Origin of the sequence: Amorphoplanes digitatis, assembly GCF_014205335.1 — a bacterium.
Classification (GTDB): domain Bacteria; phylum Actinomycetota; class Actinomycetes; order Mycobacteriales; family Micromonosporaceae; genus Actinoplanes; species Actinoplanes digitatus.
Window position 1 is genome coordinate 4,581,683 of sequence record NZ_JACHNH010000001.1, and the last position, 11,977, is coordinate 4,593,659.

The 11,977-nt window shown below is 73.0% G+C and carries 9 protein-coding genes; 3 read left to right on the plus strand and 6 right to left on the minus strand.

The window, feature by feature from the left end:
- Positions 1-150: 150 nt before the first annotated feature.
- The 4 genes from BJ971_RS20095 to BJ971_RS20110 are packed head-to-tail and all read right to left on the minus strand — an operon-like array spanning position 151 to position 5,229.
- A complete protein-coding gene (locus BJ971_RS20095; RefSeq protein WP_184994795.1) occupies positions 151-2,151 on the minus strand; it encodes a beta-galactosidase in 2,001 nt (666 codons plus the stop codon).
- Entirely contained in the window at positions 2,148-3,488 is a 1,341-nt protein-coding gene (locus BJ971_RS20100) for an ABC transporter substrate-binding protein (RefSeq protein ID WP_184994796.1), read from the minus strand. Before BJ971_RS20100 ends, BJ971_RS20095 begins: the two co-directional genes overlap by 4 nt.
- A 13-nt stretch (positions 3,489-3,501) precedes the next feature.
- Positions 3,502-4,353: a carbohydrate ABC transporter permease gene (locus tag BJ971_RS20105; RefSeq protein WP_184994797.1), complete on the minus strand. Its 852-nt coding sequence runs from the start codon at positions 4,351-4,353 to the stop codon at positions 3,502-3,504.
- 3 nt (positions 4,354-4,356) lie between these two features.
- Positions 4,357-5,229 carry a carbohydrate ABC transporter permease gene (locus BJ971_RS20110; RefSeq protein WP_184994798.1) on the minus strand — a complete coding sequence of 291 codons (873 nt, stop codon included), beginning with the start codon at positions 5,227-5,229 and terminating at the stop codon, positions 4,357-4,359.
- 80 nt (positions 5,230-5,309) lie between these two features.
- Between BJ971_RS20110 and BJ971_RS20115 the strand changes: the two genes are divergently transcribed.
- The 3 genes from BJ971_RS20115 (at position 5,310) to BJ971_RS20125 (ending at position 7,664) form a co-directional block, all read left to right on the plus strand.
- Entirely contained in the window at positions 5,310-6,386 is a 1,077-nt protein-coding gene (locus BJ971_RS20115) for a LacI family DNA-binding transcriptional regulator (RefSeq protein WP_239087263.1), read from the plus strand.
- A gap of 239 nt (positions 6,387-6,625) precedes the next feature.
- Complete coding sequence (locus BJ971_RS20120; protein ID WP_239087264.1) at positions 6,626-7,201, plus strand: P-loop nucleotide/nucleoside kinase family protein; 576 nt, start codon at positions 6,626-6,628, stop codon at positions 7,199-7,201.
- Positions 7,202-7,286: 85 nt separating this feature from the next.
- On the plus strand, positions 7,287-7,664 hold the full coding sequence (locus tag BJ971_RS20125; RefSeq protein WP_184994799.1) for a VOC family protein: 378 nt from the start codon (positions 7,287-7,289) through the stop codon (positions 7,662-7,664).
- 173 nt (positions 7,665-7,837) lie between these two features.
- Here the strand turns inward: BJ971_RS20125 and BJ971_RS20130 are convergent, their stop codons facing one another.
- Both BJ971_RS20130 and BJ971_RS20135 read right to left on the minus strand, forming a co-directional pair.
- Entirely contained in the window at positions 7,838-10,645 is a 2,808-nt protein-coding gene (locus BJ971_RS20130) for a DUF6493 family protein (RefSeq protein ID WP_184994800.1), read from the minus strand.
- The gene (locus tag BJ971_RS20135) at positions 10,642-11,964 is read right to left on the minus strand and encodes an SWIM zinc finger family protein (protein ID WP_184994801.1); all 1,323 of its coding nucleotides are present in this window, start codon (positions 11,962-11,964) and stop codon (positions 10,642-10,644) included. The genes BJ971_RS20130 and BJ971_RS20135 overlap by 4 nt, the downstream gene beginning before the upstream one ends.
- Between the last annotated feature and the right edge of the window lie 13 nt (positions 11,965-11,977).

An 11,977-nucleotide genomic window follows, 5' to 3' on the forward strand; every position in this document is an offset into this window, starting at 1 on the left:
GGGGTTCATTTGTGGTTGGGGGACGGCGGCCAGGTACCCGCGGGGAGGCCGGTTGAGGTCCTGATGGAACGGCCTCCCCGCGGATCACTTGCCCCCTCAGTTGCCCGTGTGGCCGGAAAGGTTGCCAGCCGGGCGAAGAAAATCTCCGGGTCACTCCGGGCGGCGCAGGACCGCCACTCCCCCGGGCTCGAGCAGCGCCGCCGAGCCGTGCAGCGGCTCGCCGTCCAGGCCGGCCAGCTCGACCGGCCCGGCCGTGCGGTTGATCAGGAACCAGAAGTCACCACGGACCGCGAGCTCCACCCGGCCGCGCAGCGCGACCGGGAGCTCGCTGCCGATCCCGGCGCGGACCAACAGCTCGCCGAGCACCGGCGCCAGGCCGTCCGGCCCGAGCCGGGTCGAGACGTACGCGGCCGAGCCCGCACCGGCCGGCCGGCGGGTGATGGCCGGGCCACCGTCGGAGTACGAGGCCAGCACCTCGACGTCCGCGCCGGTGACCGTGAGCCGGTCGGTCCAGAGGGTGCCGGTCAGGCCGTTGTCGAGCTCGGCCCGCTCGTCGTCGGGCAGCGGCGCGAACTCCTCGACGCGGATGCCGAGCAGCTCGCGCAGCGGCCCCGGGTAGCCGTCGAGCCAGACGTGGTCGTGCTCGTCGACGATGCCGGAGAAGTAGGTGGTCACCAGGTGCCCGCCGCCGTGCGCGTACGCCCGCAGCCGGTCGGCGAGCGCGGCCGGGACGACGTGCAGCACCGGCGCGACCACCAGGTCGTAACCGGACAGGTCGGCCGCGACGGGCACCACGTCCGCGCGTACGCCCAGGTCGAGGAAGGCCGAGTACCAGTCGAGGGCCTCCTGGCGGTAGCGCAGCCGGTCGGTCGGGTGCGAGTCCTGCTCGCTGGCCCACCACGACGTCCAGTCGAAGACGATCGCCGCCCGGGCCGGGCGCCGCGCCGTACCCGAGACCGGGGCCAGCCGCCGCAGCGTGTCGCCGAGCGCGACCACCGACCGGAACACCTCTGTGTCGCGCCCGGCGTGCGGCAGCATCGCCGAGTGGTACTTCTCGGCGCCGGCCGCGGACTGGCGCCACTGGAAGAAGCAGACCGCGTCCGCGCCGTGCGCCACGTGGGTCAGCGAGTCGCGGGCCAGCTCGCCGGGCTTCTTCGCCACGTTGACCGGCTGCCAGTTCACCGCGCCGGTGGAGTGCTCCATCAGGAACCACGGCCGTCCGCCGGCGAGGTGGCCGGTGAGGTTGGCCGAGAAGGAGAGCTCGTCGAGGGCCCGCGGGCCGCGCCGCACGTAGTGGTCGTTGGAGACGAAGTCGATCTCGGCCGCCCAGTCCGCGTAGTCCATCGCCTTCTGGTCGCCCATGACCATGAAGTTGGTGGTGGCCGGCACGTCCGGGGTGAGCTCGCGCAGCACCGCCCGCTCGGCGCGCAGGTAGTCCTTGAGCGCGTCGGAGGAGAAGCGCTTGAAGTCGAGCTGCTGGGTCGGGTTGGGGTGTGTCGCCGCCTGCCGGGGCGGCAGGATCTGCTGCCAGTCGCCGTAGTGCTGCGACCAGAACGCGGTGCCCCAGGCCGCGTTCAGCGCGGCCAGGTCGCCGTAGCGGGCCCTGAGCCAGACGCGGAACGCGGCGGCGGCGTCCTCGGAGTAGTCGTAGACGTTGTGGCAGCCCAGCTCGTTGGAGATGTGCCACGCGGTCAGCGCCGGGTGCTCGCGGTAGCGCCCGGCCATCGTGCGTACCAGGCGCAGCGCGTGCGCGCGGAAGACCGGCGAGGTCGGCCGCCAGTGCTGGCGGCCGCCCGGCCACACGGTCGCGCCGTGCCGGTCGACGGGCAGGATCTCGGGGTGCTTCGCAGTCAGCCACGGCGGCGGGGACGCCGTCGCCGTGGCCAGGTCGACCGCGATGCCGCCCGCGTGCAGCATATCCATCACCTCGTCGAGCCAGCCGAAGTCGTGCTCGCCCTCGGCCGGCTCCAGGAGCGCCCACGAGAAGATCGCGAGCGAGACGACGGTGACCCCGGCGGCCCGCATGGCCGCCACGTCGTCGTCCCAGGTGGAGCGCGGCCACTGCTCCGGGTTGTAGTCCGCGCCGTACTCCAGCCGGGGCGCGGCCGCGGGGTCGGTCCGGCGCAGCCAGCGGTGTGGTGTGGGGCTCACTTGACGGTGAAGCCCTGCTCGGTGCCGTACTTGGCGGACTGGTCCTGCCACGCCTTGAGGCCGTCGGCGAGGGTCGTCGGCGACACGTACGCCTTGCCGACGGTGTCGTTGAAGACGCTGTTGGCGTACACCTGGAACGGCAGGTACGTCCAGCCTGGCACCACCGCCTGCGCGGACTGGGCGAAGATCTCGTTGGCCTTCTGGCCGCCGAAGTACTCGAACTCGTCGCCGAGGAACGCCGGGGACGTCAGCTGCGCGGTGGTCGCCGGGAACGCGCCGTTGTCGACCCGGATCTGCACGCCGTCACCGACGGCGGCGTACTTGAGGAAGGCGTACGCCAGGGTCTTGTCGGCGGCCTTCTCCGGGATGGCGAGTGAGCTGCCGCCGTTCTCCGCGCTCGCCTTGGCGCCGGCCTGCCACTGCGGCAGCGGTGCGACCCGCCACTTGCCCGCGCCGCTCGGCGCGCTCGAGGTGAAGTTCGCCGGCATCCAGGCGCCCGTGGGCAGGGTGGCGATCGAGCCGTTGCTGATGCCCTGGAACCACTGGTCGCTCCAGCCCGCGATCGGCGCCAGCAGCTTCTCGCTGATCAGCGTCTGCCAGACGTTCACGAACTCGGTCGCGCCCGGGTCCGAGAAGTCGATCGTGACGTTGGTGCCGTCGACCTTGTACGGCTTGCCGCCGGCCTGCCAGATCATGCTGGTGGTGAAGCCGGCGTCGCCGGTGTCGCTGGTGATGTACGCCTTCGGGTCGGCCCGGTGCAGCTTGCGGGCGGCGTCCAGGTACTCGGCCCAGGTCGCCGGCACCGCGATGCCGTGCTTGTCGAAGACCTCCTTGTTGTAGAACAGCGCCATCGGGCCGGAGTCCATCGGCAGGCCGAAGATGCCGTCGCCGCTGTGCACCGAGGTCCACGGGCCGGGGGTGAACGTGTCCTTGAGCGACCCGGCCGAGAACCTGCCCAGGTCGGTGACCGACTTGGCGAGCGCGAACTGCGGCAGCGCGTAGTACTCGAGCTGGGCGACGTCGGGGACGCCCGAGCCGGCCGCGATCGCGTTCTGGAGCGCGGTGTACTGGTCGTTGCCCGTACCGGCGTTGACGAGGTTGATTTTGACCTTGGGGTTGGCCTGCTGGAACTTCTCGACGACCTGCTTGAGCGTGGGCTCCCAGGCCCACACCGTCAGGGTGCCGCCCTTCTCCAGGGCGGCCTGCACGTCGGCGTCGGAGACCGCGCCGGAAGTGCCGCCGTCGGCCTTGTCGTCGTCGCCGCAGGCGGAGAGGGCCAGGACGGTCGCTGCGGCCGCGGCTGCCGCTATCAGGCGCCGCCGGGTGAGAGTGGGCATCGGGGGGTCCCTTCTATTGCTTGACGCTGCCGGCGGCGAGGCCGGACTGCCAGTACCGCTGTAGCAGCAGGAACGCGGCGAGCAGCGGGAGGATCGTCAGGAGCGATCCGGTGATGACGAGGTGGAAGACGGCGGTGCCGCCAGCGGTGGTGGCCTGCCCGTTCCAGGCGTTGAGCCCGACGGTGAGCGGGTACCAGTCCGGGTCCTTCAGCATGATCAGCGGAAGGAAGTAGTTGTTCCAGGTCGCGACCATGCTGAAGAGCAGGACCGTGACGATGCCCGGCGCGAGCATCGGCACGCAGATGGTGAAGAAGGTTCGCGCCTCGCTCGCCCCGTCGACCCGCGCGGCCTCGATGATCTCGTCCGGGATCGCCTCGGCCGCGAAGGTCCACATCAGGTAGAGCCCGAACGGCGTGATCAGCGACGGGATGATGACCGACCACGGCGTGTTGGTCAGGCCCAGCCGGCTGAACATCAGGAACGTCGGCACGGCGAGCGCGGTGCCGGGCACGGCGACCGCGCCGATGACGGTGACGAAGACCGCGCGGCGGCCGGGGAAGTCGAACTTGGCCAGCCCGTAGCCGGCGAGCACGGCGAGGAACGTCGCGCCGCCGGCGCCGGCCACCACGTACAGCACGGTGTTGCCGAGCCAGCGCAGGAAGATGCCGTCGTCGTAGGTGAGCGTCAGGCGGATGTTCTCCCAGAGCGCGAAGCGCCCGTCGTCGAACCAGAGGCCGAACGAGGTGAACAGCCCGTCCTGGGTCTTCGTGGCGTTGATGACCAGCCAGGCCAGCGGGATCAGGCTGTAGATCAGCACGATCCCGGTGAGCGCGGTCAGCACCGGGCTGCGGCGGCGCCGGGTCACCGCTCAGCGCTCCTTCGCGCCGCGCAGCTGCACGGCGTACGCGATGACCATGGTGATGACGCCCATCAGGATGGCCACGGTGGCGGAGTAGTTGTACTGCTGCCCCGAGAAGGAGAGCGAGTACGCGTACAGGTTCGGGGTGAAGTAGGTGGTGATCGCGTTCGGCGCCAGGCTCTGGAGGATGCTCGGCTCGTTGAAGAGCTGGAAGCTGCCGATCACCGAGAAGATGGTGGCGACGACCAGGGCGCCCCGGATGGCCGGCAGCTTGATCGCCCGGATGATCCGGAACTCGCCGGCGCCGTCGATCTCGGCCTGTTCGTAGAGCGTGCCCGGCACCGTGCGCAGCGCCGAGTAGAAGATCAGCATGTTGTAGCCGACGAACTCCCAGGTCACGATGTTGGCGATGGACGCGAGCACCCAGCTCGGCTCCAGCGGGTCCGGCAGGCTCGTGCCGAGGGCCTCGTTGATGTTGCCGATCAGGCCGAAGCGGGAGCCGTACATGAAGCCCCACATCATGGTCGCGACGACCGCCGGCACCGCGTACGGCAGGAAGATCGAGACCCGGAAGAAGTCCCGGCCGTAGAGCCGGCCGCTGTCGATCGCGAGCGCGACGAGCAGGGCGAGGAACAGCATGACCGGCACCTGCACGACCAGGAAGAGCGAGACCCGGCCGAGCGCGGACCAGAAGTTGGGGTCGGCGAGCGCCTGCCGGTAGTTGTCCAGGCCGACGAACGAGTTGCCCCCGATCAGCCGGTTCCGGAACAGGCTGAGATAGATCGCGTACGCGATGGGCGCGAGGAAGACCAGCGCGAAGACGACAATGAACGGCGCGACGAACTGCCAGCCCGCCCAGGACCGCCGCCGCTTCGCGTCCACGGTGTCACCCCTCCGCCCTCGTCGATGTTTGCGTAAACATCACGCACCGTACGGGTATGTTTGCGCTAACATCGAGGCCGATGGTTTCACCGCGATTGCGGATCGTCAAGAAGGAGTTGCCGCCGATGACGGCAGGCCGGACCCGGCGCACCGGGCGGGCGGTATCCATGGCCGACGTGGCCCGGCTCGCCGGCGTCTCCGCACAGACGGTGTCCCGCGTCTCCACCGGACACCCGGGCGTCGTCGAATCGACCCGCCGCCAGGTGCTCGCCGCGATGCAGGAGCTGGGCTACCGCCCCAACAGCGCGGCCCGCGCCCTCAAGCTGGGCGAGTTCCGCACCATCGGCGTCATCCTCTTCACGCTCGCCACCACCGGCAACAGCCGCACGGTCGAGGCGATCGCCGGCTACGCGGCGCAGGAGGGCTACGCGATCACGCTGATCCCGGTGGCCGTGCCCACCCAGGACGGCGTCCTCGGCGCCTTCACCCGCCTCGGCGAACTGGCCGTCGACGGCGTCATCGTGATCATGGAAGTGCACCTGCTCGACGCGGCGAACCTGACCCTGCCCCCGGGCGTACAGGTGGTCGTCGTCGACTCCGACGCCGGCGACCGCTACCCCGTCGTCGACACCGACCAGGCCGACGGCGCACGCCAGGCCGTCCAGCACCTGCTCGACCTCGGCCACGAGACGGTCTGGCACGTGACCGGCCCGGCCGAGTCGTTCGCCGCCGAACGCCGCACCCAGGCATGGCGCCGGACCCTGCTGGAATCGGGCCGCCCGGTGCCACCGGTGCACCGCGGCGACTGGTCCGCGGACTCCGGCTACCGCGCCGGCCTGGCCCTGGCCGCGGAGCCCGGATGCACGGCGATCTTCGCCGCCAACGACCAGATGGCGCTCGGGGTGCTGCGGGCCCTGCACGAACACGGCCGCGCCGTACCCGGCGACGTCAGCATCGTCGGCTTCGACGACATCCCGGACTCGTCGTCGTTCATCCCGCCGCTCACCACGGTGCACCAGGACTTCGCGGAGGTCGGCCGCCGCTGCGTGCAGGGCCTGCTGCGCCAGATCCGCGACGAGCCGGAGGGCCCGGGCACGCTCCTGGTGCCGACCCGCCTGGTGCGGCGCGACAGCACCGCTCCCCCGCCGTCGCGCTGATCGTCCGCTAGGGTGGCGGCATGGGTTGCTGCGCTGCCATGCAGATCCGCGACGCCGCATAGCGGCGGTATCGCGGTCGCTTCCTGACTCGCTGAGGTGGGCTTGAGCCGCCCGCGCCGGCGGTCATCGCGACGCCCGGCGTGACGCCGGGCCTACCGCCGGATCGGTGTCCCGCCGGCAGCCACCCACCTCCGCACGTGTGCTGCCGGATCGTCCTACGTGATCCGGAAGGCAAGTCCGTGTCTCAGCGTCTCCATCGTGGCTCCGAACCCGCCCTGCTCATGCTGATCGTCGGGCTGCCCGGCGCCGGGAAGACCACCCGGGCCGAGGAGCTCGCCGCGGCGCACCGCGCGCTACGGCTGACCCCCGACGAGTGGATGATCTCCCTCTTCGACGGGTCGCAGCCCGACGGCAAACGCGACCTCCTGGAGGGACGCCTCATCGCGCTGGCGCTGCAAACGCTGCGACTGGGCACCAGCGTCGTGCTCGACTTCGGGCTCTGGAGCCGCGACGAGCGCTCGGCGCTGCGCTGGCTGGCGACCGCGGCCGGTGCCTCCTGCCAGGTGATCTACCTGCCCGTCGACCGGGACGTCCAGCGCGCCCGGATCGCACACCGCCAGGCAACCGCCCCGCACACGACGTTCCCGATGACCGACGCCGACATCGACGAGTGGCGAACCCAGTTCGAGGCACCCGACGCGGCCGAGCTGACCGCCGCCGGCCCGCTCCCCGCCCCACCACCGGGCTGGCCCGACTGGCCGGCCTGGGCCGCCGCCCGCTGGCCCTCTCTCGACCCGGCACGGCCGTCCAGGTAGGCGCATCATCACGCGGAACCGAAAGACCGGCGTCGTCCGGGGTCAACGGTCAGATTGTGACCGCAATGGAGCGGAGGATGAGCGCATGACATCGACGTGGAAGATTGAACTCATCCCCGTGCCGGTCACCGACATCGACCGGGCCAAGGCGTTCTACGAGCGGATCGGCTTCGACGCCGACCACGACCACCAGGTGCACGAGGGCCTGCGGTTCGTGCAGCTCACGCCGCCCGGTTCGGCCTGCTCGATCGTGATCGGCGCCGGCATCACCGAGAAGGAGCCGGGCACCCAGGAGATCCAGGTGGTGGTCCCCGACGCCCATGCCGCCCGGAAGCAGCTGCTGGAGGCCGGCGTGGAGGCCGGCGAGGTCGACGTGCAGCAGTGGGGGAACTTCGTCCACTTCCGCGACCCGGACGGCAACAGCTGGTCGCTCCAGGCGATCGAGTCCCGGCCCAACGGCTGACCGACACGCGCCGCGGTCAATGGGCGGACGGCGACCCCGCCGGACCAGCGGGCCGCCGGACCAGCGGGCCGCCGGACCAGCGCGCCGCCGGACCAGCGCGCCGCCGGACCGCGGGGCCAGCCGAGCCAGAGGGCCAGCCGAGCCAGCCGGGCCTGGACGGTGTCGTCCACGCCTCAGGTTCGGAGCACCGTCCGTAGGCGCCTCGCCTCCTTGGCCAGCCTCGTGCCGCCCGGCTTGGCGGCCGCCTCCGCGAGCCGCTCGATCTCGCCGCGGGCGCCGGTCTCGGTGGCGACCCGGGTGGCCAGCTCCAGCAGGTCGGGCAGCCCGCGCGGCGCCCTGGGCAGCAGCAGCGGAAGGGCCGCGGCGATCGTCTCCCACACGGAGCCGGAGGCGCCCGCGGCGTGCGCGTCGGCCAGGGCGAGCACGACCCGGTTCAGCTTGACGGTGCCGTCGCCGCACAGGTCACCCAGGTCCGCACCGAGCGCGGCCGCGAACGGTTCGTCCCGGGCGGCCAGGATCAGGAACGCGTCGACGGCCGCCGCCCGGTCGGATCGGTGCCCGGCGCCGCACAGGTAGGCCAGCGCGAGGGTCATCGCCGGCCCGATCGGGCCCGAGGCCTCGGCGAGCTGCGGGAACGAGCTTCCGCCGCTGAGACCCTTCTCGTCCGCGAGGGTGGCGAAGCCGAGCAGCGCCCGCGCCGCGACGACCTCCCGGTGGTGCGGCAGCGCCATGGTCAGGACGTCCAGGTCGGGGACGAGGTCGTTCCGGAAGTAGTCCGTTCCGGACCGGTGATCCAGCCGGACCAGCCGCTTCTCCAGGTACAGCCCGCCGTCGCGCACCGGCTCGAGGTTGGCGACGACCCGCCGTGCCACGGATGGCGGGCGGTAGCCGGAGACTTTCCTGCCGTCGGCCCGTTGCTCGAAACGGGTGCTGACCGGGTCCGGCAGGCCACCCGTTGTCAGCCACCGCGCGAACTCCCGGCCGGCGGGCGTGGTCAGCTCTCCCGCGCGCCTGGTCACCTCGGCGTCGCGGTCGCGGGGCACCCGCAGCAGGGCCTGTTCGAGGTCCAGCTGCCACGGCTGCCAACCCTGCGCCTCGGCCAGCCGCAGCCGTTGCAGCAGCACCTCGGCGGGAAGCCCGCCGTTGACGTACGCCGGCGTGGCGACCAGCATCGGCACCGGGGCCTTCGCCACCTGGACCGAGATCTCGGCGATGCGCAGCGACAGGATCCCGTCGGGCGTGGCGGCCAGCGCCGAGTCGTCGCCCTGATGCGCCGCGCGGACGCCGGCGATCATGCGGAGCAGGCCGCCGCCGTGCCGGTCCGGCGCGATGACGGCGCGGATCGCGTCGCCCAGCAGGCCGATCCGCTGCCAGTGTCCCCAGTGGTGCTCGGTGAAGTGGTGCGGGTGACCGTCGAGCACCGGCTCCAGCGCGGCGGCGAGCTGGGCGGTCTCGCCCGCGGCCCGGCGGGCCACGAGGCCGGCCAGCACCCGCTCCCAGCGGACGGCGGACTGGCCGTGCAGGAGCGCGACCACCTCCTCGGCCAGTTCGGCGGCGTCGGCGATCGGCGTCGGCATCTCGGCGGGCGGCGGCGGCAACGCCGGCGTCGTGGCGGCCACCGGACTCGTTTCGGCCGCGGCGCCGCCGAACGTCGCCGCCGCGCCGGCGCGCAGATCGCCGGCAGAGCTGCCGAACGTCGCCGCCGCGCCGGCGCGCAGATCGCCGGCAGAGCTGCCGAACGTCGCCGCCGAGCTGGCGCGCGGGTCGCCGGCGGAGCTGCCGAGCGTCGCCGCGGCGCGGGCGCGCAGGTCGCCGCCGAGGGCGGTGGCCGCTTCGGCCAGCCGCGCGCGGGTGTCCGCGGGAAGCCCCGCGCACCGCCGGTCGACAAGCGTCAGCGCGCGCTCCTGGATGTCGAGCGCGGGATGGGCGAAGGCCTCGGCGACCGTCTCGAGCACCTCGCCGGCGCGCTCCGGCTCGCGGCGAACGGCCCGGTCCAGCAGGGCGAGCTGCGCCTTCACCACGTTCTTCTCCTTGCGCAGGAGCGTGGGCGGGCTCGCGGGAAGCAACGTGTCGAGCTCCAGCCGGCCGGCGTCGCCGACGGCGCGCAGGGCGCGCTGGGCGAGGGCGGCGACCGTCGACGGGGCATCCGGGAGGAGCCGGGCGTACTCGGGAGCGAACGCGGCGAGCTCGTCGACGGTGAGCGCCAGCGCGTCGTGCAGCAGCACGAACGGGCGAAGGTGGTGTGGACGGTCGCCGCGGACGAGGCGATCGACGGTGGCGGCGGCGATCCGTCCGCGGTCGAGCCGGCCCTCGGCGACGAGTTGGGCCACGGCCGCGGGAAACAGCGGCGTGTTGCACCAGCCGACGCCCATCCGGTAGTAGCCCGTGTTGAGGACGCTGCCGAGCCCGTCGATGTCGAACACCGACGGCAGCAGCGCGTCGAGGAACGGTTGCGCGCGCATCCGGTCGGTGTACTGCTCCGGGTGGTCGCGGTCCCGGACGTCGCTGAGCTCGTTGAGCCAGCCGCGCAGCACGGCCTCGGTGGGCGATGGGATGACACCCGCCGCACGCAGCACCGCGGACACGAACGACCAGACGCCTCCCCACAGGGCCTGCGTCCGCAGGCCCTCGGCCAGCCGCAGGCCGAGGTCGCCCAGCCAGGGCAGCTCGCGGTCGCGCGCTATCCGCAGGAACGCGTCGACCGGGATCTCGTGCCACCGCTCGCGCAGGTCACGCCGGCAGAGCAGCGCGGCGGCCCGGGCCGGAGACGGCATGCACCCGATCACGGCGAGTGCGTAGCCGCCCGCCGGGTCGATGCCGTGCGTCCACCAGTCGTCGGCCCGCGTCGCCCTGATCCGGGCCTCCACCCGGGCCGCCGACGCCAGGCGCTCCTGCTCGGTCGCCGCCAGGAGCAGGGCGGTCACCTCGGCGTGCTCGGCCTTCTGCATGTGCCGGTCGAGCGGTTCCCAGTCGAGGCTCACGCCGTCACCTCCGCGCCGGCGCGGACCAGGCGGACCGCGAGCGCGTGCTTGCACGGCCCGCGCTGCCCCCGGTGTCCCGCCCACCACGGGCAGGTGCAGGAGAGGACGCCGTCGACGTGGCGGACCTGGTAGGTGGCGGCGACGCCGCGGACGGCCGCGACGTCTCCGGTGACGCTCACCGCGCCGGCCTCGACCAGCGCCCGGGCGCCGGCTAGCCGGGGGTTCATCGTCGCCACGGCATCGGCGGAGTAGGGCAGGGTGCGGTGGAAGTAGCCCGCCTCGGCCACGTCGAAGCCGACCCGCCCCGCCGTGCCCAGCGCGGTCAGCGCGGCGCGGACCCGCGCGGAATCGAGGCCCGCCGCGGCCGCGAGCGCGTCCACGTCGATCGTCGGATCCCACGACAGCAGGGCGCTGATCAGGTCGGCGTCGTCGAGGACCTCGTCGCTCGACAGCGCCTCGAGCACCGCGCCCTCGCCGGAGAAGCCCCGGTGCGGCTCGGGCGAGAGCGTCAGCGACAGCCGCAGGGCCGGCAGGCCGAGCTCCCATGTGCTGGCCACCGGGCCGCTGCCGGCGGCGACCGGCGGGCCGTAGACCCGCAGCGCGGTGGCGTGGCGCAGCAGCGGCCGCAGCGCGACCAGCCGCCCCGCGCCGGGCAGGCAGACGGCGCCGGGCACGGGCCGGGACGTGATGCGCAGCGAGCGCCCGGCCGGCACGGCCCACAGCACCGAGCCGTCGGTGGCCGGCAGCCCGTTGAGCAGGGCTCGCGCCTCGGCGATGCCGAGCTCGGCGCGCGGGTCGAAGCGGGAGGTCAGCACCTGCGCCTCGGCGAAGCCGCGCAGCCAGCGCGACGGCAGCGGCACCTTGCGCTCGACGAGCGGGCCGTCGAACGTCGTGACGGTGAGGTCGTCCGGCCCGACCGCCAGGTGCAGCGGGTCGGCGCGGCCGACGCGGCCGAGCGCGCGGCGCAGCGGCAGGTTGACGTCGACGTTCGTGGTGCCGTGGGCGAGGATCTCCCCGTCGAGGCCGGCGGGCAGCACGTCGAGGCGGGCGTAGACGCCGCAGCAGCCCGAGAACGACTCGAACCGCAGCCGGTCGGAGCCCGCGGTCACGACCGGGTCGAGGCTCGCCGGGCTCACCGGCCGGAAGTAGCGGGTGCGGGCGACCTCGGCGACCGCCAGCAGGCCGGCCGCCGCGGCGCCGGTGTCGGTCAGGAACCCGGTGAAGAACCGGGGATGCGCCGCCGGACCGCCGGAGGTCTGTAGGCAGAGGCCGTCTGCCAGTGCCGAGGAGCCGAGATACGCGTAAGCCGCCGAAACCATGCGGCAGAACATA